Genomic DNA, 23,298 nt, shown 5'->3' with positions numbered 1-23,298 from the left:
AATATTTATAGATGAAATGGGCTTAATAGCAAATAAGTCTTCATTTGCAGAAAAATTGAATACAACCTTAATTTCTTTTGCATGAGCTTGTATAGAATTGATTACAGATTCTTTAGGTACTGTAATGATGTCAGCTTTTTTAAGATCCCTGATTATAGATTATAGATTGACCAGCATAAGTACACCAATGTAATTGTTTTTAGCAGAAAAAATCATAACCTATGATAATGAATATTGTATAAAATTTGAATTACAATTCCTCCTAATCCATCTAATTACCAGATGTATGTATGGTACGTTTGATAAGGCGATAGAAATTTTTTCGCAGCATGACCTAGAAAAATTTAGAGCGTTAATAGAACAACTCGGCGAAAAAAGATGTACTTTATAGGGGGATGTTCAATAATTATTCCTTTGCCTCTATTCTTTTAATTTTGGTAGGATTGGAAGAAAGACATTTATTTGGAAGTTGTCCACATGTGGAAAAAATTTGAGTGTTTTGTATTGCTAAAAATACCTTGACAAGAAGAGGCAATTCATAATCTTACACTACCATGGTGCTGTCTGATGGCACTGTAACAACATCACGAAAGGCGGTTTATTTTTTTATGATTTTAAATAACTATTTAAAAAATAAAGAAAAATATTTGTAATATTGGTGCCCCCAGAGAGACTCGAACTCCCGACCCCCTGATTACAAATCAGGTGCTCTACCAACTGAGCTATAAGGGCATAAGCACACAGGGAGTAGCACAAACTTTACAAAAAGGAAAATAGAAAATCATCAATTTTGGTGGATATTTTTAGAAATTTGTATCATAGATTATAAAATGATCAGCCTCTTTGTTTTTTCACTATCGCTTGTAGCAATTTTAGATATTACGATCATATTGCCACTTCGTAGAAACGCCGATGAGCACTTACTATTTTGCTATCGAATTACGAATCTAAAAAAGTTAATTTGTTAGAAAGATATTTTTCTAGCCAGTGGATATTATAATTACCATCTGCAACATCTTTATTGTTAATGAGATCACGAAAAAGAGGCAATGTCGTTTTGATTCCATCAACTACAAATTCATCTAAAGCGCGCCGTAAGCGCATCATGCATTCTAAACGTGTACGTCCGTGAACAATGAGTTTTCCAATCATGCTGTCATAATAAGGAGGGATGCGATAACCTGAATAAGCGCCTGAATCAACGCGAATTCCTAAACCTCCAGGTGTATGAAAGTGTGTAATTGTTCCTGGTGATGGTGTAAAATTAATTGGATCTTCCGCATTAATACGGCATTCAATGGCATGACCAGAGAAGCAAATATCATCTTGTGTAACTGAAAGTTTGCAGCCTGACGCAATATGAATTTGTTCATGAACTAAATCTATGCCCGTAATCGCTTCAGTTACAGGATGTTCGACTTGTAAACGCGTATTCATCTCAATAAAGTAGAATTGGCCATTTTCATAAAGAAATTCAATAGTACCTGCTCCACGATATCCAAGTTGTGCGCAAGCGTTTGCCACAATGGCGCCAATTTTTTTCCGTTCAGTTTCATTAAGTGCAGGTGACGTAGCTTCTTCCCATATTTTTTGATGACGCCGTTGAAGTGAACAATCTCGTTCTCCTAAATGAACAGCGTTTCCCGCCCCATCACCTATAATTTGAATTTCAATATGACGGGGTTTTTCTAGATATTTTTCGATATAAACTGCATCATTACCAAAAGCTGCTGCCGCTTCTGAACGGGTTGTTTTGAGGGCTATAGCAAAATCTTGTTCAGAATGAACAACTTTCATACCACGTCCACCACCACCGGCAGAAGCTTTAATAATAACTGGATAGCCAATCTCACGAGCAATACGCAGAGCTTCAGCTTCTTCAGTAACAGCGCCGTTTGAACCAGGAACTACGGGAATTCCAAGTTTTTTAGCAGTCTTCTTTGCTTCGATTTTATCACCCATGATTCGAATATGCGCAGCTGTTGGACCGATAAATGCGATGTTGTGAGCTTCTAGAACATCCGCAAATTTTGCATTCTCAGAAAGAAATCCATAGCCTGGATGAACAGCATCAGTCCCTGTAATTTCGCATGCAGCAATAATTTGCTGAATACTTAGATAAGAATCGCGCGCTGAAGGAGGCCCAATACAGACACTTTCATCAGCGAGACGAACATGCATTGCATCAGCGTCAGCAGTGGAGTGAATAGCTACGGTTTTTATTCCGAGTTCTTTGCAGGCTCGTAGTACGCGAAGAGCAATTTCTCCCCGATTAGCAATGAGGATTTTTCGAATCATAGATGCTCCTCGCTTTATTCAACAACAATAAGTGGTTCGCCAAATTCAACAGGTTGGCCATCTTTCACAAAAATAGTGGTCACCGTACCTGAGCGTGTCGATGGAATCTGATTCATCGTTTTCATCGCTTCAATGATAAGTAACGTCTGTCCTTCAGAAACATTTTGGCCTACTTCTACAAAAGGTTGTGCGCCTGGTGAAGGTGCAAGATAAGCTGTTCCAACCATGGGAGATGTTATTGCATTTTTTGATTTGTCCTCTTGTGCAGGAATTTCAATTGTGGGGGCAGGAGGAGAAGTTACAGTAACAGTAGGGGCAGGAATGGGAGCATAAATTGTCTGTTCAGGAGTGGCTGAGGTGTTGTGACGTGATACACAAATACGAAGGCCACCTTGTTCAAGTTCAATATTCGTTAAATTTGTATCATTTAAAATCTCAGCAAGGTCACGGATAACTTTTGTATCAATTGCGGTATGTTTTTCCACGTCCATTTTTTTTGTTGACATTTTATTTCTCACTCCTTGATCAATGAAGATCGTCATTATTTAATTTCTTATGATCGAATATCTTTAGACTACGGATGACCTTTTTTGAGGCTTCTATTAAAAGCTATCTACTTTTCTAGATTATAGTTTACAATTTTAAACTGGTATCTACTGTATGAGATCGCATTTATAAGTCTGTTATCAAAAAAGAGAAAGCATAAAATCATTTCATTGACGGTATTTTTTAAAGTAGATGAGATAAAAAAATATATTTACTGTGTATTTTCTATGGATTCTTTTAAAATATCTTGGCTTACGGCTCCGATGAGCACTTTATCACCAATAATATAAGAAGGCGTTCCCGTAATATTTAGTGCAAAGGCGATTTGAATATTTTTTTTAAAGGAATTTTGAAGATTAGAATCTCTTATTGCATTGCGCAGTTTTTTCTCATCTGCTCCTAACGAAACTGCTATTTTAATAGCTTTAGCCTCATTGACGCGACTTTTATTGGTTAAAAGTGCTTTATGAAACTGAGGATATTTCTTTGGAAGTTGCTTTCGAAAAGCATAAGCAACACTATGTGCTGCCATAGAATCAGGTCCTAAAATTGGTAAATCTTTGATAATGACCCGAAGATCTGGGTACTCTTTTATTAAATTTTCTATGTATGAATAGGACATCTTACAATATCCGCAATTGTAATCAAAAAAATCAACAAGCACTCTTCTACCATTTAAATTTCCCAAAACAGCATCATGAGGAGATTGAAAAATTTCTTTTTTAAACGAATTGATAACTGAAGCTTGTTTTTGAACTTTTTGTTCGATTTTATTTTTCAGCTTTTCTTGAAGGATAAGCTGCATTTCGATCATGATTTCTGGATTAGCGAGCAAATAGTTTCTTACAATTTTTTGAATATCATTTTCGTCAACGCTTAGTGCAAGCTTTTCTTTTAGCTTAGATAAAAAAGTAAGATCTTCCAGAAGTTGCATTTTAAGTTTTTCTGAACTCAAATAATTTGCTATTTTATCATTTGAGGTTGCGTTTGATAAAGAAGATGAAAAGGTTAAAACACTTAACGTAACTGTTGCTAAAAATTTTGCAATAAGCATTATTTTTGAGTATTGAGACTGCTGAGTCATTTGTATGCCTTCATGATTTTTATTGTAAAGTTGAGTAGGGGGTATAAAAGCTATTGTTTATGTGCAACAAAGCACCTAACTGCAGCATACATCCAGTATGTTACAGAGAAAACATCAATTTTTTCTTTCAGAAGAGTTAATATAAATATAATATGTGTTTTGCTATGAGTATTTTCTTTAATAGCTAAATTTCCCTTTTTTTATCAAACGTTGGTTGCATCTATGATAATATCAAAGTTCTTTTGAGATATACTATATATTATGGAAAAAAGCACGTTGATAATCCAATTAAGAGCATTTTTATTGATTTTTTACTGTTGCTTTATTGAGCACATTAGAACAAATTAAATCAAATGGTGAAAAGTAAAATTATGAAAACCAAAACGCATTATGATTTGTTTATCATTGGTGGAGGAATAAATGGGTGCGGGCTGGCGAGGGATGCATCTGGACGTGGGTTTAAAGTAGGATTGGCGGAGATGAATGATCTTGCTTCGGGCACATCAAGTGCATCTACAAAGCTTATTCATGGCGGTCTTCGTTATCTTGAACACTATGAATTCAAGTTGGTTCGTGAAGCATTAAAAGAACGCGAGATCATTTGGCGTATGGCTCCCCATATTGTGCGTCCTTTACGTTTTCTTCTCCCCTATCATAAAGCATTGCGTTCTGCTTGGATATTGCGTCTTGGTCTTTTTATGTATGATCATCTAGGGAACTGGAATCAAAAATTGTGGCGCAGTAAAACAATTAATTTTTCAAAAAATTTTTGCTCTATACTTAAGGAAGAATATCAGAAAGGTTTTGAATATTCTGATGCAACAGTGGATGATGCGCGTTTGGTCATTGCTAATGCTCGTGATGCAGAAAAGTATGGTGCTGATATAAAAGTGAGAACAGAAGTTCTTTCTTTAAAAAGAGAAGAAAAAAAATGGCTTGTAATGCTTCGAAATAAATTAAGCGGTAAAGAATATTGCGTCATGGCTTCTTATATTGCAAATATGACGGGTCCTTGGATTAAGAACATTTTGGCAAACGTGTCGGACTGTAAAGATAATCCATCACCACGACTTGTCAAAGGTTCTCATATTCTGGTTCCAAAGCTTTATGCTCATAATCGTGCTTACATTTTCCAAAACGACGACAAGCGTATTATATTTTCTATTCCTTATCAAGAAGATTTTACATTGCTTGGAACAACAGATTGTGACTATCAAGGTGACCCTGCTCATGTTTATATTACAGATGCAGAAATTGATTACATCTGTACAGCAGTGAGTAAATATTTCATACAACCCGTATTACGTGAAAATATTGTTTGGTCTTATTCTGGAGTTCGTCCGCTTTATGATGATGGGACGTCAAAAGCACAAGAAACCACACGTGACTATGTTCTGAAAGAAATAGGATCAGAAGATGTGCCAAAGATGCTTAATCTTTATGGTGGCAAGATCACAACGTATCGCAAATTGGCAGAGGACGCAATGACATTTGTTGAAAAAGCACTTGGAAAAAAGGGAGAACCATGGACAGAAAACTCAACGCTTCCTGGAGGTGATTTTCCATATAATAGGCTAAATATAATTGAAGATAAGATTTCTTTTTTGATTCCAGATTTAGATACTTTTACATACCGCAGACTTGCGCGGTCTTATGGTTCTGAGGCACCGCTGGTATTTGCATATGGCAAAGCAGATAAAGGAAAAAATTTTGGACATGGTCTCTACGAAATAGAAGTCAAGTGGTTAATAGAAAAGGAATGGGCTAAAACATGTGAAGATGTATTATGGCGCCGTTCAAAACTTGGACTTTTGTTTAATGAGAAAGAAACTTGCATGCTTTCTGATTATATGCAAAACCAAAAAGGAAGTGAAAAAATTTATGATCACAAAAATTAAAAGAAGCACTTTAGAATCTATTCGCGCAATACATTTAAAAATATTGAACAAAGGTGCGTTATAACAATACGAGCTCTGTAATGTTCTGGTTTGTCCTTTAATTAAATTCAAAATATCTTAGATACTATACCGGATAGTGCAGCTGTATTTTTAGGTGACAGTAAAAAGAGTAAAACTTTCTGCATAGCGAAAAAAAGTGGAGGCTTTGTATGTATGAATGGGAAACATTTAATAGAGCTAAGAGAGTAATCTTCTTATGATATTTTATGGTTTTCCATCATCAGTAAAATTTGCAGTAGCACCAATGTTGGACTGGACAGATCGGCATTGCAGATTTTTTTATCGTCTTTTAACAAAAAAAGCAGTTCTTTATACTGAAATGATTGTAGCCGATGCTGTAATTCATGGTGTTCGCAAACAAATATTAGCTTTGAACAATATAGAACATCCAATTGCATTACAACTAGGGGGAGCAGATCCAAAAAAATTGGCGGAGGCTGCACGAATTGCTGAAGAATTTGGTTATGATGAAATAAATCTCAATGTCGGTTGCCCATCAAATCGTGTTCAAGCGGGTGTATTTGGTGCTTGTTTGATGTTACATCCTGATGTTGTGGCAAGTGCTGTAGAAGAGATGAAAAAAGCAGTTAGTGTACCTGTCACCGTTAAATGTCGTGTTGGTGTAGATGAACAAGATGAGGTATTAGCTTTAGATATTTTAGCTGATCAAGTTTGGAATGCTGGGTGTGATGCACTCTGGGTACATGCACGCAAAGCATGGTTACAAGGATTAAGCCCGAAAGAAAATCGCAATATTCCCCCACTTAATTATGAAAGAGTTTATAAATTAAAACATAAATATCATAATAAATTCATTGGGATAAATGGTGGAATAAAATCGATTTATGAGATTAAAGAGCATTTGACTTTGTGTGATGCCACCATGGTTGGTCGACAAGTTTATCATGATCCAACTTTGTTAAAATACATTGATTTTGAAATATATGATGAACCGCAGAGTGATCTTAGTGATAGGGATCTTATTGAAGCTATGTGTGAGTACGCTGATCGACATATTGCATTAGGAGGGCGGCTTTCTCATGTGACGCGTCATATGATTGGTTTATTTCATGGTCGAGATGGAGCACGTCGATGGCGAAAAATATTATCAAATGATGCAATAAAAACAGATGCGGGCGTGCATGTTTTGAAGGAAGCTTTTTCTGCTATCATTTAACAGTAGTTTGCAGATTAATATATGTTAAAGTTTGGATTCCCTGAAGTTTTGCCTCTTTACGAAGATTTTGGATGAAACAAGATTCGTGAATCTCAGAAATCCATCACCTTTATTACGAAGAGGATGTCAATGCCATATGTTCAACAGTGTGTGGATCAATGTTAATCAATATAGAAATATATTAATATTATAATATAAAAATATATAATAACATATTGATAATATTTTAAATATATAAATCACTGAAAAAGCCATTCTGTTAGAAAATATGGTACAAAAATAATTTTGCTAATAGTATTTAACATTTCTAAAATGCTGCTTTGAAAAAACAATAAATTATTCATATCCTGTATATATGACAAGATTCTCATTAAACATTGTAGATTTTAAAAGGTATCTTCATGTCCGTTAGTCCATTTGATGATTTTCGTGCTTTGCTCACAAATTTACCTGTTTCTGATGCGTTTTCTGTAAATTTAGCAAAAAAACGGCAAGAAAAATTAACGAAAGTTGAAGGAGCTCTAGGGAAATTGGGAGATATTGCGGTTTGGTATGCGGGCTGGAGAGGAACAGAAAAGCCTATCGTAAAACGACCTTTAGTTGCTATTTTTTCTGGTAATCATGGCGTTACGGAGGAAAATGTTACACCATTTCCGCAATCTATGACGCAAAAGATGGTTCAAAATTTTGCTTCTGGTGGTGCTGCTATTAATCAAATTTGCATAGCTTATGATCTTGGATTGAAAATATTTGATTTAGCACTGGAATATCCTACAATGAATATTGCCAAAGATGCAGCAATGGATGAGCGTAGTGCGGCCGCTACAATGGCATTTGGAATGGAATCTATTGCTGGTGGAACAGATCTCCTATGTATAGGTGAAATGGGTATTGGAAATACAACAATAGCTTCAGCTTTGTGTTTAGCTTTGTTTGGTGGAGAGGTTGAGGAATGGACAGGAAATGGTATGGGATCTGAGGAAGAATTTTATCAGCGTAAAATAGCGGTGGTCAAGACAGCGGTTTCTTTACACGAGGATCATTTTAATGATCCTTTTGAAATTATGCGTCGCCTGGGAGGGCGTGAAATCGCAGCTATGGTTGGAGCGATTTTAGCAGCAAGAATGGAAAAAGTTCCGGTTATTTTAGATGGTTTTGTAGCAACAGCAGCAGCAGCGGTACTTTATAAAATGCATCCAAGAGCTCTTGATCATACTCTTGTTGGACATGTTTCTTCTGAGTCAGCACATCGTAAACTTTTAAAAAAGATTGGCAAAGAACCGCTTTTAGATCTAAAGATGCGTCTTGGTGAAGGAACGGGTGCAGCTATGGCAGCTGGCATTGTCAAGGCTGCTATTCTGACGCACACAAAAATGGCAATTTTTTAACAAAAGGATTCTATCGTCTAAAAAATAATAGCATATTTAAAAAAATTTTTAAGAATTTTGTTCGCTTGTTTTTTCTTGCAACTTTATATAGTTGAGTGGAAGTTCCGTTGTATATTTAATCTGTTCCATTGCAAAAGAAGATGAGACGTCACGAATATCAATTTTAGCAATTAATTTTTTATAAAAAAGATCATAAGCTTCAATATCGGGAACAACAACACGTAATAAATAGTCAATATCTCCACTCATGCGATAAAATTCAATGACTTCACGAAATTCTTGCACAATTTTTGCAAAACGCTTAAACCATTCATGGCTGTGTGTGTTTGTACGAATGGAAACAAAAACAGTAACGTGTGCATTTACTTTTTCTGGAGAGAGAACAGCAACACGACGCTGAATAACGCCATCTTCTTCAAGTCTTTGAATCCTGCGCCAGCAAGGAGTGGTTGAAAGTCCAACTTTTTTTGCAATATCAGCAACAGAGAGTGTTGCATTTTCTTGCAAAAGATGTAGAATTTTTCTATCAAGGTGGTCCATGTTTTTTCTCAATATTCAGTTTATAAAAGCTTATGTATTAGATTGCACAGATACATAGCAAGCTCATCATTAAACCTTTGTGACTAAGAAATATTTTGCCATGAAGGATGAGGCAAAGACGCGACACTATAACTTCGAGGTTGGCGTATGGAAAGAGTATTTCTTCAATCATGGATAATTTCTGAAACAGTTTTATGCTTATAACTCTGTAATATGCCATTTTTGTGCGTAATTTCCAATAGCAAGAACAAGTTTTGTTTGTGGCATCACTGTGAAATATCTTCTCATGACATATTTCGTGCTACTCACGTTTTGGTGATAAATCAGATTTATTTTTGTTATAGCCTGGAAAATAAAATCTCATAGGAACAACAGCAAAGAGGGATTTATTATAAAATTTTTTTTTCGTAACATTGAGCTAACTACGCAATCTTTCTCCAGAATGATCATTAAAAGGGCTAGAAGTTTCATGTACACATAACTCTGGTGTTTAGCCTGCGATTGCAATTAAAGCTGAGTTGGATAAATAAACTACAGGTTTTGGCTCGTGAGAAAGCAAAGAAAGATAATGTGGTTGTTTGATGCAAACACGGCAGAAATAAATTTTCAAGTTCGGTAATTTAACTACAGGGTGGTTTCTTCATTGGTAAATAGGAAATTAAAAAATACGTTTTAGAAAAAGAATATTTTTCTTATTTTGTTTGAGAATGTGTTCTTCGCCATTCTATCGGTCGTTGGAAATTTGATTTCCATATTCCTTTTCTTTTTTTTCTGGCTTCTTGTTCTTCTTCAAGATAATCGTAGTAACTCACAGCCCAGCCACTGCGCACAAGCGATGCGTTGATATTGCTGACTTGTTTTGTTCCACATGTCGCAAGAATACGGTGATATTTGTCTTTTTTGTGCCAATGACATGTAACTGGTTGGTTTGCTATGAGTCGTTTCAAATATCTTTTTGCCTCAAGTCCGCACGGATAACGCGTTTGCTTTTTACCACAAAACTGGTGGAGTTCAGGAGCATCAATCCCTAAAAGCCGGATCCTGACAGAAGAAATCACGATCGAATCACCATCAACAACTAGAGCATTTCCCTTGATAGACGTTTTGGAAATAAAAGTTTCCTTTTGAGGGTGGGGCTGAGTCTTTTCAGAATAAATCGTCACAGCAATGAGAATAATAGCTGTGACAAGAACGCAAAAACCGATAATCCCTAACTTAAAAATTCTTAGATTAAAACGAGAAAATTTCTTTTTCATGAAATAAAAAATCACTGCTATAATGCAATTGCTTTAGTAAGAATCTCTTACATAATTTTACAAAAGACTTTCATTATTTTGACGAAAATATTATCTCGCTTTAATAACGGCACTCCGTTATGTTTGACGCGTCCCGTATTTTCGTTATACACTAAGACAAACCAAACACCTTACAATTCCAATACTTATGATGTAGATAGGCAACTAAAAAATAAACCAATCATCACACATCTACAAAAAGCATAAAAATTACAGAGACACCACTTTCTTTAACCAAAAAAATCTCATAAAACAATCCTGATAGAATCAATAAAACTGTATTTATCTTCTGCTACAAAATCTATCATTTAAACGATACAATTTATTACTTAATTTTTGTTTCTTTAAATTCAACGTGTTTTTTTACAATTGGATCATACTTACGTTTGCTCATTTTGTCTGTCATCGTACGGCTATTTTTCTTTGTCACATAGAAAAAACCAGTGTTCGCAGTTGACAAAAGCTTGATCTTAATGGTTGCTGCCTTAGCCATAATTTAAGAATCCTACTCATGCTAAAAACGATATCGTTTCGTTGTCAAAATCTATTTCTAATGTACTCAGATTTTTCGGCAACACTACGGATGTTATAAAAAAAGTCAAGAGCTGATTAATTTATCATGAATTGTACAAACATCAAAATAATATATAAGCCAAAAAAACAGGCTATTGCTGCTGAAAAAATAAATGGTTTAAAGATATTCATGTATTGTCCGATAATGGTTGATCAGATGAGCATAGAAATTTCATAATAAAAGATAAAAACAGAATTAACGGCAGAGAGTTCATGCTCTTTGAGATGCGCACCTAGGCGTGCAGGTCTGATTGTATAAAAACTTGCAGATACGCCTCTAAGGAGAAAAAAATCAAAATTCATTAATATTTTATTATCCATGATATCATAAAATTTCCAACACAGCCTAAGATAGCGCAGTTCATAAGAGGGTAATGTCGATTTTTAGCAAAATTGCTTATAACGCTGATAGAAGCTAAGAGGAAAATATTACTAAGTGCAAGTATTGCCATAAAATTTTCAGCTACACTCTCATTATGTTCGATGGGTAGACTGGAGGGTGTTATAGTAAGGGTTAATTCTCCCATTTGGATAGTGTAGTTTGACAATTGTTTTTGTATTCAGTGGGAAGAGATGGGATTGATTAGGAATATGTGTTAATTTGTTGTTTTTATGTACGATTTTTACTATTAAATGCATGTTTTATCAAATTGGATTTTGATATCTAAAATTTCCAAAAAGAGCGAAAAATCATAAAAATCGGAATTTTGTGCTAAAAATGAAAAAAGGCTTTGAAAGGTTTTTGAAAGCCTGGAAGATCGAATTTGAAAGATCTTTGAAAAAAATCACCTAAAAAGTCAGGTTAGCCTCAAAATCAGCTAAAATTACTAAAAAAGCAAAATAGAAATGCGCCTGCATCTTTGTATTTTAGAGGGACATTAAGCCGTATTTTGTGTGATTTCTAGATGTGCCTTTTCAGTTTCAATCTACCGTTTTAAGTGTGGTTTTAGAAGAGGAAAAGTTGCTTCGATTTTTTCCATATCGTTGATGTTTTGAACAAGCTCTTGCAACTTTCTATAGAGTTCCGCCGCGATTTCCGCTATATCTTCAGGGAGGAGTTTTATTTTCATACCACGATAGGTCATATAAGCTATACGACCAAGCTTTTTTATGAGTTCATCAAGGATAGTTTGTGGTTTAAAACCAGCGGCTTTCGCTTTATCTACGTCACGAAACATTTCTCCTTCACCCGTAACGAGCCAATGGGGGTTAATGTTATAGACCCTACGATGGGCGTTAGTTGTTGAGGATGCTGGTTCGTGTGCTCCGATTTCATAATTGACAAGAGCAGTGCGTTGTAAACTAATGTGTTGCACAAAATTCAGATCAAAGCAATATTGAGCGTGAAGAGAATAAAAAATCAAAAATGCAAGTTGACCTTTGATCGGTGATGGCGCAGTTTTAGAGCAATTTGGTAATGTCTGCCCTTTTGCTAAACATGTAGCGGATTGCATTGGTTTGTCTGAAGAGTCAGTAAGACGTTTTAACCGCATTACTCAGTATTTACATCTAGAATTGCGGTCTATTTTGCGTGGTATGGCATTGGCGGATAATCAACCACAATTGCTAAATCAGGGATTAGTGAACAGAATTTGGAAGCTTTTAGCATTTATGCGGCAAAGGCTGCCGTAGCCTTTAATATGTCTGGTGATCAAATTGGTGAGTGTTTTGCTAAGTTGCGTAACGTTTTTCAATTGAATCAGAGAGGCATTGAAGATTTAGGCGATGCTATCAATTATCTTTCCAATCATATGACGGCAAAAGCCAGTGAAGTTTCCGATTTTACCAATCGTGCCATTGGCGCGGCAACCATGTTTAAGCTCACGGCACGTGAAATCGCGGCTTTTGGTACGGCAATGATTTCTTCTGGTATTGTTCCAGAAAGTGCTGCCCGTGGTTTTAACTTTATGAGTACACATATTCAGGAAGGCGGAAAGCATATTGAGGATGCTTTTACAAAAAAGGAGAGAGGCTTTGTCGTGCTGTTGGAAGTTGTTTGTTTCTGTTAGAGGTTCACCCAGAAATCATGGCCAATCGACCTTTTTTCTCTGTGGGTTTCGTGGGGAAATGAATGGACAATGGAAAGCCTCTACGGTGCCCCATCGCCATGAAAAAGCCAGCGACTATACCACAGAAATTATCCTAGAAGGACCAGAAAAGGAAAGGGGAAATAGTAAGTAATAGAGGCTTGTCTTGTTATCCAGCCAACGGGAACAGTTTATCGATAAAATTGTCCGATGCCAAAAGACATAACATTGCAGCCATTTTTTATCACTCAAAGCAATGAGAAGAAGGCACTTATGGATGGAAGAAGTTAAGAAATTATGGACACAATTTATTCAGAAACATCACAATCTGTTTTTGCTGTGACACCAGCAGCTGTTTATGTTTGTGGCAAGGGAATATTGGCCAAAATCCTTGTCAAAATTTTGAATAGATTCCGCACAATGCTTATGCTGAACTTTTATTGGAATGGGAGGAATTTTCTTTAGGAGAACATTGATACCAGTTGTGGAAATCATCAATGATCGCTCAGGGGAGATGTGATCAATTTTTTCAGAGTTTTGCAACGCCATTATCGGCCTTTTATGGATATGCTAAAGTTCCAAATCAGCATCCGTTAGGCATTTCAACGTCTCTCACGGCAAGAGCAAAAGGATTTAACCGATTTAGAGCGTGTTGTTCGGTTTTTGTATTTGCAACGGTCAAGTTTTAGCGGCAAGGTGGTAAAGCGCACATTTGGCGTTGAAACGAGCTGTGGTGCACGGTTTAATTATTTTAAGGTTGAAGCGTCATTAGAGCTTCTTTGCCAGCGCTTGGCAAGGGTTGCGATTGAAAATACAGATTGGTCAGACTTTATTCTTCGCTATGATAAATAAAACGTTTTGTTTTACCTTGATCCGCCTTATTGGGGTGCTGAGAATTACTATGGAAAGGATTTGTTTAAACGAGAAGATTATCAGGTGATGGCTACGATTCTTGCGTAATTAAAGGGCAAGTTTCTTCTTTCTTTAAATGACGTACCAAAAATTCGGAAAACCTTTAGTCAATTTCATATAAAAGAGGTCACCACATCTTATTTATGTGGCAGCTCAAATAATGCTATTGCTAAAGAACTGATCATCACAAATTGCGATTTTTAATAGAAAAAAGACTCTTTGAAAGGCCTGTGAAGATCCTTAAAAGCCACCTTGAAAACCCTGTGAAAAAATAAATCTGTACAAAACGAGGCAGCAAGCTATATACACATATAAAAATGCAGTGGCGGAGGGGGTGGGATCACCATATTTAAATAAAATCAATAGGTTATATAAAAGTATGGGAATTTTTATTCCATTGATTCCATTAGTTTATTTTGCTGTCTATCCCGAACCTTTTTGAAGCTTTTTGATTGATTCTAAAGCGAGTTTTTTGCGGTCAGCACTCTTAGTATAGAGTGATGCCATTTTATCTTCAGTCCAGCCAAAAAGCGCTTTCATTTGCGAAACTGTAGCGCCTGCATTAGCAGCACGTGTTGCTGCTAGTTTTCTCAATCCATGAGCTGATTTTTTTATTCCAGCTGCATTGCATGCTTCACGAAACAGATTGCCAAAACTTTCTTTAACCAATCTATTTCCGTTTTTTCCGCAAATAAATGTTTCATTCCCAACAGGACCAATCTTAAGAGTCTCTGCGAGTTCAGGCAAAATTGGAAGAAAAACATCTGTTTTGAATTGGCTCTTTTCCGTTTTTAAATAAATAATGTTGTCTGTAACATCCTTCCAACCAATACGAACCGCATCACCACGCCGCAATCCTGTATAAAGAAGAACATCAATCCAGACGCGTTCATGTGTACCATGTGACCAATGATGGTAATAGTTGTCTATGTCCTCTTCTAGCCATGGCCGTAATCCTTCGCTGTTAAAAGATTTTGGTGCTTTAATATTAAAGGCAGGATTTTTATACATAAGATCGTTATCAACTGCCCAGTTAAAAAGACCACTTAAAGCATTCAAAAAGTGTTTTGCTGCTGCGGGGGTATTACGTCTTCTGTCTACAGCATCAAGAATATGTTGTTTTTCTATGCTTTTATAAGAACGATCACCAATAAGTTTAGAAATGTTATTCAGGATTCTATACTTCACTTTTTTAGTAGATTCTGATTGATTATACCATTGCATGCTTTGTAAATACTGATGCAACAACCAATCGAAAGACCCTTCTGTAAGTCTGGTGCGTTTTATGGTTTTTGAGGAACCATTTTGCGCTTCTTTGATGGCCAGTGTGTAATTATCAACAAATTCTTGTGTTCCATAGGTTCCTTCAATCCGAAACCGTGATCCGTGGCCAATACGTACATACCATATGACCTTACCATGGCGGGTGCGTTCACGAACGAGATGAGGAGGACGACGCTTAGGCATGGCTAAAATTTTATACCATCGACAGGACGACAGGTTTTGTTGGAGCCATATTCTTCTTGCTCATTTTCAAATGACGGAAAGTCGTCGATACTATAGGCATTTCGTGTATTTTCTGATGTTATAATTTTATTGAGATAGATTAACAGTTCACCAGTAGGCTTGATTTCTATTAGTTCGCAGCCTTGTTTTTTGGCTTCTCTTAAAGCGCGAGCAATGGCTGGTTGTGTTATGGTAGGTTGGCGATGTGCCATGTTTTATCTCCTAATTTTAGATGCAGTTTATCTGTGGCGTGAAACACGCGTTTAATGAAAAGTTGTTATGAAAGAGGGTGGGAGCACTTGGTAAAGGAGAAAAAACATCGCTCCCATAATTTTAAGCGGCTTTTGTCAATATTTGCGTCATGTCTTGTTCTATCTCTGTTAAAAACGCTTCAACAACTTTGTTGATGTGTGCAATCTGTTCTTCATCACGGTAGACACGTTGTCTTTTGAGACGTAGATATGATGATTGACCAATAAAGCGTGGATCATAGCTTACAAAATCGCACCATTTTCGTCCTGTACAAGCCATTTGGAATTGCATTTGTGCAAGATATTCAGGCTTGATTTTACTATCAATAAAAAAGCGAATGTGGGTTGTTGATCTTGGACATTTGACTTCCACTAATCCTTGCTCTCCAATGAGTCCATCAGGGCTTGCACCTGCCATCTCAATTGTTGGATGAGGTACAAAACCGCATCTTGTGACATTGGCATCATAAATGAAGTTATATTCTTCTATGGCATCATTCTCATGCTCAATGCCCCATCGCATATCTTCAGTTTCATGATGTGGGCTTATTTCTCCTGTTAAGCGTTCTGTGATGAGTTTGATTTTGTATTCGTCATATTTGCTTGTAGGTAGCCCTTTGGCTGTTCTGTTAATGACACTGTAAACGTTTGAGGCACTGACTTTTCCCAACCGCGCTTGAAACCATTCTGCTGTTCTTTGTTCCATCTTACACCGCCATTGCCTGTTCTTGCATGATTGGCTCATATTCAGTATCTTGTATGCTAGCGTCTTGTTGTGCTTGAGCCATTTGTGATTGTTGTTTTCGTTTTAAACCTTCTAAGACAGTTTGTGCTTTATCATGAGAGATATCGTTAAGCTTTTCGACTTTGGCAAAAGAAAGCACTTTTGCTTCTTGTGTTTGTGTTTGATCCATTAATTCCTGAATTTGCATAAGCATTTCATTTGAAATCTGTTGGCTTTGTGTGCTGTGGTTTGTGCCATTAATGCGTGCGGCTTCGTCTTCTTCATAAATGCCTGAAAACCCGAAAGCATAACGTGCACATTGTATGGTAGCTTTATGGCGCAACATACGTGCGGGGTATTTTTGCCAAGTATCTGTTTTTTGTTTACATTCTGACAAATATTCGGTGACTTCTATAGGGTCTTGAATATTTTTTAAACGGATGGAGCATTTGATAGCAATTAAATTTCCATTGTTGTCTAGTTGATCTTGGAAGGTCATTCCATCAAAATCTGGGTTTGATTTAATTATCTTAATCCACCCATCAATAGAAACAACAGGTATAATCCCTCCACCTCTTTTAGGAAGTGCGTAGATTTCTTTTGTTAGCGGATTAAGACTGTAACTATTGGCAACAGAGATAAAGGCAACAAACTCTTCGTCAGAGAAGTTATGATTGATGCAGGTTTTGATAATAGTTTTTCTGAACTCATCATAGGATAAGCCATATTTTTGCGCCATGGCAGTTAATGGAGAATTGGTCATTAAGATCCTTCATTTAAGCGCAATTCACTCGTGGCGTGAATCACGCTTTTATTAAAAATGGTTGTTTGTTCGTTAGAAGTTTATTTTTTGAGGCTGTATGATTTTATCGATGAATTTGTACTGCCCGTGAGCTATAATCTCTATCTCAAGACGGTTTCATTTCCAGAAACTATGGCATCGTCATAAACTACGGCATCTCCACAAACTTCGGCACAGCCATAAACTCTGGCATCGCCACTAACTATGGCATCGTCATAAACTGTGGCATCTCCAAAAACTTCGGCACAGCCACTAACTTTGGCATTGCCATAAATTTTGGCACTTTCATAAACTTTGGCATTGCCATAAATCCAGCAATCTCCATTATGTGATAGGTTATCTTCACGTTCTATAAAACCACCTAAATCGCCTTCTTTTATATCTCCAAAGTCTCTAACAGCCTTAATGCGGTGAAGTTCAAGTCCATTGAATTCGATTTTTTCATCTGTGAGTTCGTATTTCTTTTCCATTATTTTGCTTCCTTATATTAATGTATGTCTTGTTTTTGTAATTTTTGAGAAAGAATACCGATGCCCTATAAATTCCAGTATTCACTGTGCTGAATAGCAAAAAGCTTTTCATTGCTTATTTCATATTTTGATTGGATTGAGAGGGGCGTTCTCTAAAACGTTTTTAGTTTTTTACAGAACGCCAGCAAGGCGTAGTCTGTGTTGCACTTCGTAAGTGTTGTACATCGTATCTTCATGCTCTTTCTTTGCTATTTCATCATAAAAAGCATCAAAAGCATCGCTCTCTTCTATAAAAGGATGTCCAGTGCTGTTGGATTGAAGAATATCATTTTCCTTAATGTATGCTTTTGCAATTTCTTCGCTAATATCTTCACAGCACTTTGTTGAAGTATCTATATAAAGTATTTTTATAACACCTTCTGTACCTTCAAGTATCTTTAATATTTCGAACTCATCGTAGAATGGTCCTGATTTAGCAACGTGGTTACCGTTATTGTAGACAAATAATAAAATTTCATCGGAATTTATGAAAATTTTCTTTTGCATCATTTTTCCCCTCTAACAACTCTTGGAAATTGCTTGTGTGTAAATTGTGATACGAATATAGTATGCATAAAGCATATATGTCAATAATAAAAAATATGCATTATGTGTATTTTTTAAAAGTGTAAAAATTTTCTCTACAAGATTTTTATTATTAAATGACAATTTTCTACAAAAGGGGAAATGAAATAATTATGAAGATAATAAAAGACGATATGGAATTAGATAATAAAATAATAAAGCTAATTTCTACATTTAGTTATGAAAGAAAAAAAGCTTTTATTTTTTTTCTTCTACATGCAGGCGATTTAAAAGGTGAAGAATTGTTTCTTTATCTGGTTGAGTTGTTTTTTGTAGCAGATCAATAATTTGTTCATCAATAGTTTGTTTTGTGGCTTGGATTGGAAAGGAGGGGCCATCTCCCTCCCCAGTTAATAACCATCCCTCACTAACTCTAAATGCTTTTGCATATTTCGCAGATGCACGCGATATTCCTCTTAATCCTTGTTCGTGTTGTATATAGCTAGAGTATTTCCAGCCAAAATATCTAGCTGCTTCTTTAGCACTTCTAAAGCCACGCGCTAAGCGTGCTTTTATTAATCTAGCAGATTGATTTGCAGTATTACTAAGCATTTTTGTCTCCTTAATATACTCATATTGCATAAAATTGGTATGCATTTCGACTTGACATTAAAGTGCTCATAATGCATATTTACGTTTATGAAAAAAATAGCAGTAAAACAGTTACGTAAAAATCTAAATTTCACTTTAAAAGAAATGGCGGAACGGTTAGGCGTCAATAAATCAACAGTATGGCGTTGGGAAAAATATGGTGTTCCTTCAAGAGGAGCTGTTGCATATCTTCTGGAAGCGTTATGGAATGAACAATCCCTTTCAACGTCCGCATTTGTTGACGGTTTTCCTGTTTGCATGAAGCTATGTGAACAAAATGAAATTACGAAGCTTCAATATGAAGAAAAGAGTGAACAACAACACCAGCATTCACACTCTTGAATAAATGGCACTAGAAAGAGAAGAGATGGCAAATAATCAGCACCAGATCACTATAAGTAAAGTCCAGTTGATCGATCTTGTTAATAAGATTGAACAGAGTGATATGTGTTATGATGCCCGTCCGCTTAATGAACCACCTTCTCAAGTAAGATTATATTTTCCATCAACAAGTTTTATTCTCTATACGCTGCACAGTATTTTTGAGAATGATGATAGAAGTTATTTTACATTATATCCGTACGATGATTTTAACCAATGGTTTTCATCTGTGTTTACGCAAGCTTTTACTGCTTGGTTTGACAATTATTTTTCTAGAGATTTGTTATCTTTTGATCGCTTAAGTGAGCTGGTCTTTTTTATGGCTATAGTCAAAAATGAGCTTAATAGCCTAAGGGATAAGCTCATCGAAAAGAAAAAAGAAGAAATTAAATTAATAGATCGTGCATGCAGCATGGACATAAACACGCAATAACCTTAAGGGGAAAAACATGAAAAGAACACCAGGTTATACTTTCAGCTGTTCAGAAGATTTAATACATGCAATAGGTTTTCCAGATGGTTGTACAATCGTTTTTGATAATTCTAATTGGAACTTTTCGTTTGATGAATACAACCATTTAGTAGCAAAAAATGATTTAGGATCAATGTTGTACTTAGAGATACACGGAAATACACAAACTTTCAAAGAGAAATTTCAGAGATTATTTGAGAAACACAATAAGCGGTCTTCATATTAAATGAAGTACCTCGTAATTGATATGCTTTTAATTGATCTGTTGCATTTTCCATTTCATCCCATGCCGAATGGATTCGTTCAGCTTCTTCTGTAGGAGAATACAAAAATATTTTTTCTAGATAAATGTTAGTACTAAAAATTTTTGTAAAATCATATGTCGGAGAAAATTGAAAAGTGAGTTTAACAGAAGCAAAGCATGTATGGTCAATGTCCGCCCAAAATTGTGTTCCCATAATGGCAAAACATTTTGTCTGGGCTGGAATGTTTATGTTTCTCAAAGATACTTCTAAAGCTGGCATTGTAGGTGGGGTTATAAGATGAATTTTATCTTCGATATTATGGCAATAAGGAAAAGTAGGTGCATTAAATTGGCCAACAGAAAGAAGTACTTTAGGATAAGAACTAGCATGTGCCTGATTAGTAACAATATCTTCTTTCCAATAGCAAACAGCAGAAATAGAACGCAATTTAATATCAAAGGGGGTTACATTATGAAAATTAAGCCATGTAACATCATCAGAAAAATTTTCATAACAAGATGTAATATATAAAGGTTGTAGTGGAGTGCCGTTTACTTGATTGTTTACGTTTCGAATTGCATCATTATCAGGCATTTTCTTCCCCCGTTTTTAAAATAATTATCATTGAACAGCTTTATAAAAGTATTCTTATAATGGAATTTCAGATGACTAACACGATTCTTTGCCTTGATCTAGGCACAAAGACAGGCTGGGCGATTTGTGGTGCAGATAACCACATAATCAGTGGAACGGTCAGTTTTCAACCACGCCGTTTTGAGGGTGGGGGAATGCGTTATTTGCGCTTTAAGCAATGGCTTACAGAAATGAAGATGACCGCGGGTCAAATTGGTGAGGTGTATTTTGAAGAGGTGCGTCGTCATGTGGGCACCGATGCTGCTCATATTTATGGTGGTCTGTTAGCAACTTTAACAGCTTGGTGTGAGCAGCACACAATTCCCTATGAGGGTATCCCCGTTGGTACGATTAAGAAAGTTATGACAGGGAAGGGGAATGCCTCAAAAGACGAAATGATAAAGGCGGTGTGTGCAAAAGGGCATGCACCGCAAGATGATAATGAAGCAGACGCTTTAGCAATTTTACATTTAATTAAAGAAAGGTGCATACATGTCCAGTAAACTACCGTGGACGAGGTTATTTGCAGATAAGTGGGCGATAGTTGTCGATTATTTACCTCCCGTAGAAGGTAATATCTATATGAGATTGCGTTTTCGCATGCTTCGTACTGGTGAACCTCTTTTTTGTAACATGAAAGTTTTATCTCATTACACTGGTTATTCATTAAAGAAATTTGAAGCTGCGCTGAATGTTTTGCTAAAAGAGGGATACATCGTTCGTTTAGCAGATGGCCGTTTATGGAATCTAGATGTTGAAGAAGAACTCAACAGCTTTCGTGAAGAACTAGAGAATTTTACCTCTAATAATAAGGAGGTAAAATATGTCAACTAAACTAACTTGGACAAAATTATTTACGGATCAGTGGCTATTTAAGCTCTCTGATTTACCTCCTATGGAAGCCAATGTTTATGTGAAATTGCGGATAAGAATGTTACACACTCGTGAACCTCTTTTAAATGACTCACAAATCTTATCTCATTTTACTTGCTGTTCAGTAAAAAGATTTCAAAAGGCATTAGATTATTTATTTAGGTCTGAACACATCATTTGTTTAGAAGATGGTCGTTTATGGAGTTTAGATGTTGAAGAAGAACTTAACAACTCTCCTAATGAGAATTTAGAGAAGGTATCAGAGACATTTCAGTCAAAGAAATTATCAGAAAGAGCACAGAAAGCAGCACAAGCAAGATGGGAGAAAAATAAAATTGATGCTAAGCATGATGCTTGTGGCATGCTTAATGATGCTAAGCATGATGCTTGTGGCATGCTTAATGATGCTAAGCATGATGCTTGTGGCATGCTTAATGATGCTAAGCATGATGCTTGTGGCATGCTTAATGATGCTAAGCATGATGCTTGTGGTATGCTTAATGATGCTAAGCATGATGCTTGTGGTATGCTTAATGATGCTAAGCATGATGCTTGTGGTATGCTTAATGATGCTAAGCATGTCGATGAACAAAAAGAAAAGAAAAGATCCCCCCACACCCCCCTAAAAGAAAATAAAAATATATATAAAAACAAAAAAACTAACACTATCGTGTTAGCAAAAAAAGAAAAAGAAATTGGTTCTGACCATTCAGAAACTGAGGATCATGTTCACGAGCCAACAGAAGTTGATGTTCTGGAGAGTTTTTCAGATCCAGTCAAAACATCATCAGAAAACATCCTACCCATTCATCAGCAAAATAACGAGGGCATCCCTGATTTCAGAAACTGGGCACCGATTGACGATGATGCGCTAGAGAAGCTTCCAACACGTGAAGATCAATCAAGCGCTAAAATGCTTGGAGAATCTATCGGAGATGTTTTTTCCTCTCTTGCTGATGAGGCAGCACTCGCTCAAGAGCCAGATCCTGTTTCTTCACCTGCAAAAAAGCGTTCTTCACGAGGCAAGAGCACACGTGGTTGTCGATTGCCTGAGGATTTTGAACCGGATTACGATTTTGCCATTGCAGAGGGTTTGTCTCCAGAGTGTGTGAAAGTCGAAATTGCAAAATTCCGAGATTATTGGAATGCCAAGACAGGGAAAGACGCGACCAAGCATGATTGGCAGGCAACATGGCGTAACTGGGTTAGAAATTCAAAAAAATACGGAAACAGCAAGATAGGCGGTAATTATGGAAATAACTCTCAAAGACAAAAAAGCATTGGCGAGCGCATCGCAGACTGCGTCCTTGATATCGGGAATCGAGGTTACTTTGAAGCAAATTCACGAAATGATAGCTCCGGGATTTCCCTTGATTTTGAAAATTGGCAGTGTGTTAACGAAACAGCAAGAAACGACGGCATTAGAAGCTTCTGATCGGCTTCAAGAGTTGTTTGCAGTGAAAGCTGGAAAAGAGGATATAGCAAAAGCCATTCGCATGTTGTCATGTGGTTTGAGAATATCGCAACATTCAGACCATGAAGGTATGGCGCTTACGTATGGAATGGTTCTCGAGAATGTTTCGGCATGGTCACTCATGCAAATGGTTAAACGGATTTTGTGTGATGAGATAGAAGGTTTATCCGATACGTTTTTCCCGAGTACTCGTGAGCTTGTGAGATTGTGTCGTAATTTGGAAAGCAGTCTTTTGACAAGAGCAAGTATTGTTCGCAAAGCTGTTTTGAATACTCGTGAAAAAACAATGAAAGCAAAGGGAGAGAGAAAACCTTTGCAACCACTTACGCTTATTCAGAAGCAAGAGCTTGAAGAGGTTTTTAATGGCATTGGAGGAGTAATGAAGGATCTTAAGTCAGCAAACTAGTGAGAAGTTGCGATTGTTTTGTATTTAGACATGCGTTTAAATAGACAA

Annotated in this window: 25 protein-coding genes, 1 tRNA gene and 3 pseudogenes; 12 read left to right on the top strand and 17 right to left on the bottom strand. The window is 36.4% G+C overall.

Features of this window, described 5'->3' with window-relative positions:
* Nucleotides 1-656 precede the first annotated feature (656 nt).
* From V4B17_RS03825 to V4B17_RS03810, 4 genes are all read right to left on the bottom strand, one after another.
* Nucleotides 657-732: transfer RNA gene (locus tag V4B17_RS03825), tRNA-Thr, on the bottom strand.
* 207 nt (nt 733-939) lie between these two features.
* On the bottom strand, nt 940-2,298 hold the full coding sequence (accC, locus tag V4B17_RS03820; RefSeq protein ID WP_455480141.1) for an acetyl-CoA carboxylase biotin carboxylase subunit: 1,359 nt from the start codon (nt 2,296-2,298) through the stop codon (nt 940-942).
* 14 nt (nt 2,299-2,312) lie between these two features.
* Nucleotides 2,313-2,804: an acetyl-CoA carboxylase biotin carboxyl carrier protein gene (accB, locus tag V4B17_RS03815; protein ID WP_455480140.1), complete on the bottom strand. Its 492-nt coding sequence runs from the start codon at nt 2,802-2,804 to the stop codon at nt 2,313-2,315.
* A gap of 251 nt (nt 2,805-3,055) precedes the next feature.
* Nucleotides 3,056-3,928, bottom strand: coding sequence for a DsbA family protein (locus V4B17_RS03810; RefSeq protein ID WP_455480139.1), 873 nt, complete (start codon nt 3,926-3,928; stop codon nt 3,056-3,058).
* A gap of 353 nt (nt 3,929-4,281) precedes the next feature.
* Between V4B17_RS03810 and glpD the strand changes: the two genes are divergently transcribed.
* The 3 genes from glpD (at nt 4,282) to cobT (ending at nt 8,451) form a co-directional block, all read left to right on the top strand.
* Nucleotides 4,282-5,826: a glycerol-3-phosphate dehydrogenase gene (gene glpD, locus V4B17_RS03805; protein ID WP_455480138.1), complete on the top strand. Its 1,545-nt coding sequence runs from the start codon at nt 4,282-4,284 to the stop codon at nt 5,824-5,826.
* A 256-nt stretch (nt 5,827-6,082) separates the two neighbouring features.
* A complete protein-coding gene (gene dusA, locus V4B17_RS03800) occupies nt 6,083-7,063 on the top strand; it encodes a tRNA dihydrouridine(20/20a) synthase DusA (RefSeq protein WP_455480137.1) in 981 nt (326 codons plus the stop codon).
* A 401-nt stretch (nt 7,064-7,464) separates the two neighbouring features.
* Nucleotides 7,465-8,451, top strand: coding sequence for a nicotinate-nucleotide--dimethylbenzimidazole phosphoribosyltransferase (gene cobT / locus V4B17_RS03795; protein ID WP_455480136.1), 987 nt, complete (start codon nt 7,465-7,467; stop codon nt 8,449-8,451).
* Between the two features lie 48 nt (nt 8,452-8,499).
* Here the strand turns inward: cobT and V4B17_RS03790 are convergent, their stop codons facing one another.
* The 5 genes and pseudogenes from V4B17_RS03790 to V4B17_RS03770 all read right to left on the bottom strand — a co-directional run bounded on the left by V4B17_RS03790 (nt 8,500) and on the right by V4B17_RS03770 (nt 12,352).
* Entirely contained in the window at nt 8,500-8,991 is a 492-nt protein-coding gene (locus tag V4B17_RS03790; protein ID WP_455480135.1) for an Lrp/AsnC family transcriptional regulator, read from the bottom strand.
* 20 nt (nt 8,992-9,011) lie between these two features.
* Nucleotides 9,012-9,601 (bottom strand): annotated as a pseudogene (locus V4B17_RS03785) (uracil-DNA glycosylase family protein).
* An 82-nt stretch (nt 9,602-9,683) separates the two neighbouring features.
* Nucleotides 9,684-10,247, bottom strand: coding sequence for a thermonuclease family protein (locus tag V4B17_RS03780; RefSeq protein WP_455480134.1), 564 nt, complete (start codon nt 10,245-10,247; stop codon nt 9,684-9,686).
* Between the two features lie 364 nt (nt 10,248-10,611).
* The gene (gene rpmG / locus V4B17_RS03775) at nt 10,612-10,779 is read right to left on the bottom strand and encodes a 50S ribosomal protein L33 (RefSeq protein ID WP_455480133.1); all 168 of its coding nucleotides are present in this window, start codon (nt 10,777-10,779) and stop codon (nt 10,612-10,614) included.
* A gap of 1,006 nt (nt 10,780-11,785) precedes the next feature.
* Nucleotides 11,786-12,352: a hypothetical protein gene (locus tag V4B17_RS03770; protein WP_455479057.1), complete on the bottom strand. Its 567-nt coding sequence runs from the start codon at nt 12,350-12,352 to the stop codon at nt 11,786-11,788.
* An 81-nt stretch (nt 12,353-12,433) separates the two neighbouring features.
* On the opposite strand from V4B17_RS03770, the pseudogene V4B17_RS03765 reads away from it, so the two are divergent.
* The 3 genes and pseudogenes from V4B17_RS03765 to V4B17_RS03755 all read left to right on the top strand — a co-directional run.
* Nucleotides 12,434-12,817 (top strand): annotated as a pseudogene (locus V4B17_RS03765) (phage tail tape measure protein); the annotation flags it as partial.
* A 16-nt stretch (nt 12,818-12,833) separates the two neighbouring features.
* Entirely contained in the window at nt 12,834-13,040 is a 207-nt protein-coding gene (locus V4B17_RS03760) for a hypothetical protein (RefSeq protein WP_455480132.1), read from the top strand.
* A 143-nt stretch (nt 13,041-13,183) separates the two neighbouring features.
* Nucleotides 13,184-14,002, top strand: a pseudogene (locus V4B17_RS03755) (DNA adenine methylase).
* A 219-nt stretch (nt 14,003-14,221) separates the two neighbouring features.
* Here the strand turns inward: V4B17_RS03755 and V4B17_RS03750 are convergent.
* From V4B17_RS03750 to V4B17_RS03720, 7 genes are all read right to left on the bottom strand, one after another.
* A complete protein-coding gene (locus V4B17_RS03750) occupies nt 14,222-15,265 on the bottom strand; it encodes a tyrosine-type recombinase/integrase (RefSeq protein WP_455480131.1) in 1,044 nt (347 codons plus the stop codon).
* A 2-nt stretch (nt 15,266-15,267) separates the two neighbouring features.
* On the bottom strand, nt 15,268-15,516 hold the full coding sequence (locus tag V4B17_RS03745) for a hypothetical protein (protein WP_455480130.1): 249 nt from the start codon (nt 15,514-15,516) through the stop codon (nt 15,268-15,270).
* 121 nt (nt 15,517-15,637) lie between these two features.
* Nucleotides 15,638-16,261: a lambda exonuclease family protein gene (locus V4B17_RS03740; RefSeq protein ID WP_455480129.1), complete on the bottom strand. Its 624-nt coding sequence runs from the start codon at nt 16,259-16,261 to the stop codon at nt 15,638-15,640.
* 1 nt (nt 16,262) lies between these two features.
* Nucleotides 16,263-17,042, bottom strand: coding sequence for a phage recombination protein Bet (gene bet / locus V4B17_RS03735; RefSeq protein ID WP_455480128.1), 780 nt, complete (start codon nt 17,040-17,042; stop codon nt 16,263-16,265).
* Between the two features lie 140 nt (nt 17,043-17,182).
* Nucleotides 17,183-17,551: a hypothetical protein gene (locus V4B17_RS03730; protein ID WP_455480127.1), complete on the bottom strand. Its 369-nt coding sequence runs from the start codon at nt 17,549-17,551 to the stop codon at nt 17,183-17,185.
* Nucleotides 17,552-17,722: 171 nt separating this feature from the next.
* Nucleotides 17,723-18,100, bottom strand: a complete 378-nt coding sequence (locus V4B17_RS03725) for a hypothetical protein (RefSeq protein WP_455480126.1) — start codon at nt 18,098-18,100, stop codon at nt 17,723-17,725.
* Nucleotides 18,101-18,373: 273 nt separating this feature from the next.
* On the bottom strand, nt 18,374-18,727 hold the full coding sequence (locus tag V4B17_RS03720) for a helix-turn-helix domain-containing protein (RefSeq protein ID WP_455480178.1): 354 nt from the start codon (nt 18,725-18,727) through the stop codon (nt 18,374-18,376).
* 87 nt (nt 18,728-18,814) lie between these two features.
* On the opposite strand from V4B17_RS03720, the gene V4B17_RS03715 reads away from it, so the two are divergent.
* A complete protein-coding gene (locus tag V4B17_RS03715; protein ID WP_455480125.1) occupies nt 18,815-19,108 on the top strand; it encodes a helix-turn-helix domain-containing protein in 294 nt (97 codons plus the stop codon).
* A gap of 25 nt (nt 19,109-19,133) precedes the next feature.
* On the top strand, nt 19,134-19,580 hold the full coding sequence (locus tag V4B17_RS03710; protein WP_455480124.1) for a hypothetical protein: 447 nt from the start codon (nt 19,134-19,136) through the stop codon (nt 19,578-19,580).
* A gap of 209 nt (nt 19,581-19,789) precedes the next feature.
* Here the strand turns inward: V4B17_RS03710 and V4B17_RS03705 are convergent, their stop codons facing one another.
* Complete coding sequence (locus V4B17_RS03705) at nt 19,790-20,458, bottom strand: hypothetical protein (RefSeq protein ID WP_455480123.1); 669 nt, start codon at nt 20,456-20,458, stop codon at nt 19,790-19,792.
* A gap of 71 nt (nt 20,459-20,529) precedes the next feature.
* On the opposite strand from V4B17_RS03705, the gene V4B17_RS03700 reads away from it, so the two are divergent.
* Genes V4B17_RS03700 through V4B17_RS03685 form a run of 4 tightly spaced genes read left to right on the top strand, consistent with a single transcriptional unit; the run spans nt 20,530 to nt 23,250 of the window.
* Entirely contained in the window at nt 20,530-21,000 is a 471-nt protein-coding gene (locus V4B17_RS03700) for a crossover junction endodeoxyribonuclease RuvC (protein ID WP_455480122.1), read from the top strand.
* Entirely contained in the window at nt 20,990-21,331 is a 342-nt protein-coding gene (locus V4B17_RS03695; protein WP_455480121.1) for a DUF1376 domain-containing protein, read from the top strand. The genes V4B17_RS03700 and V4B17_RS03695 overlap by 11 nt, the downstream gene beginning before the upstream one ends.
* Complete coding sequence (locus V4B17_RS03690) at nt 21,321-22,805, top strand: hypothetical protein (protein WP_455480120.1); 1,485 nt, start codon at nt 21,321-21,323, stop codon at nt 22,803-22,805. The genes V4B17_RS03695 and V4B17_RS03690 overlap by 11 nt, the downstream gene beginning before the upstream one ends.
* Nucleotides 22,747-23,250, top strand: a complete 504-nt coding sequence (locus tag V4B17_RS03685) for a hypothetical protein (protein ID WP_455480119.1) — start codon at nt 22,747-22,749, stop codon at nt 23,248-23,250. The genes V4B17_RS03690 and V4B17_RS03685 overlap by 59 nt, the downstream gene beginning before the upstream one ends.
* Nucleotides 23,251-23,298 lie beyond the last annotated feature (48 nt).

The sequence above is a fragment of the Bartonella sp. B23 genome, from assembly GCF_053793815.1.
This window is presented reverse-complemented; position numbering and strand designations above follow the sequence as displayed.

Excerpts from the sequence above, each read along its gene's own strand:
- accC (WP_455480141.1), bottom strand. The coding sequence starts at position 2,298 with ATGATTCGAAAAATCCTCATTGCTAATCGGGGAGAAATTGCTCTTCGC.
- accB (WP_455480140.1), bottom strand. The coding sequence starts at position 2,804 with ATGTCAACAAAAAAAATGGACGTGGAAAAACATACCGCAATTGATACA.
- V4B17_RS03810 (WP_455480139.1), bottom strand. The coding sequence starts at position 3,928 with ATGACTCAGCAGTCTCAATACTCAAAAATAATGCTTATTGCAAAATTT.
- glpD (WP_455480138.1), top strand. The coding sequence starts at position 4,282 with ATGGTGAAAAGTAAAATTATGAAAACCAAAACGCATTATGATTTGTTT.
- dusA (WP_455480137.1), top strand. The coding sequence starts at position 6,083 with ATGATATTTTATGGTTTTCCATCATCAGTAAAATTTGCAGTAGCACCA.
- cobT (WP_455480136.1), top strand. The coding sequence starts at position 7,465 with ATGTCCGTTAGTCCATTTGATGATTTTCGTGCTTTGCTCACAAATTTA.
- V4B17_RS03790 (WP_455480135.1), bottom strand. The coding sequence starts at position 8,991 with ATGGACCACCTTGATAGAAAAATTCTACATCTTTTGCAAGAAAATGCA.
- V4B17_RS03780 (WP_455480134.1), bottom strand. The coding sequence starts at position 10,247 with ATGAAAAAGAAATTTTCTCGTTTTAATCTAAGAATTTTTAAGTTAGGG.
- rpmG (WP_455480133.1), bottom strand. The coding sequence starts at position 10,779 with ATGGCTAAGGCAGCAACCATTAAGATCAAGCTTTTGTCAACTGCGAAC.
- V4B17_RS03770 (WP_455479057.1), bottom strand. The coding sequence starts at position 12,352 with ATGCGGTTAAAACGTCTTACTGACTCTTCAGACAAACCAATGCAATCC.
- V4B17_RS03750 (WP_455480131.1), bottom strand. The coding sequence starts at position 15,265 with ATGCCTAAGCGTCGTCCTCCTCATCTCGTTCGTGAACGCACCCGCCAT.
- V4B17_RS03745 (WP_455480130.1), bottom strand. The coding sequence starts at position 15,516 with ATGGCACATCGCCAACCTACCATAACACAACCAGCCATTGCTCGCGCT.
- V4B17_RS03740 (WP_455480129.1), bottom strand. The coding sequence starts at position 16,261 with ATGGAACAAAGAACAGCAGAATGGTTTCAAGCGCGGTTGGGAAAAGTC.
- bet (WP_455480128.1), bottom strand. The coding sequence starts at position 17,042 with ATGACCAATTCTCCATTAACTGCCATGGCGCAAAAATATGGCTTATCC.
- V4B17_RS03730 (WP_455480127.1), bottom strand. The coding sequence starts at position 17,551 with ATGGAAAAGAAATACGAACTCACAGATGAAAAAATCGAATTCAATGGA.
- V4B17_RS03725 (WP_455480126.1), bottom strand. The coding sequence starts at position 18,100 with ATGATGCAAAAGAAAATTTTCATAAATTCCGATGAAATTTTATTATTT.
- V4B17_RS03720 (WP_455480178.1), bottom strand. The coding sequence starts at position 18,727 with ATGCTTAGTAATACTGCAAATCAATCTGCTAGATTAATAAAAGCACGC.
- V4B17_RS03715 (WP_455480125.1), top strand. The coding sequence starts at position 18,815 with ATGAAAAAAATAGCAGTAAAACAGTTACGTAAAAATCTAAATTTCACT.
- V4B17_RS03710 (WP_455480124.1), top strand. The coding sequence starts at position 19,134 with ATGGCAAATAATCAGCACCAGATCACTATAAGTAAAGTCCAGTTGATC.
- V4B17_RS03705 (WP_455480123.1), bottom strand. The coding sequence starts at position 20,458 with ATGCCTGATAATGATGCAATTCGAAACGTAAACAATCAAGTAAACGGC.
- V4B17_RS03700 (WP_455480122.1), top strand. The coding sequence starts at position 20,530 with ATGACTAACACGATTCTTTGCCTTGATCTAGGCACAAAGACAGGCTGG.
- V4B17_RS03695 (WP_455480121.1), top strand. The coding sequence starts at position 20,990 with ATGTCCAGTAAACTACCGTGGACGAGGTTATTTGCAGATAAGTGGGCG.
- V4B17_RS03690 (WP_455480120.1), top strand. The coding sequence starts at position 21,321 with ATGTCAACTAAACTAACTTGGACAAAATTATTTACGGATCAGTGGCTA.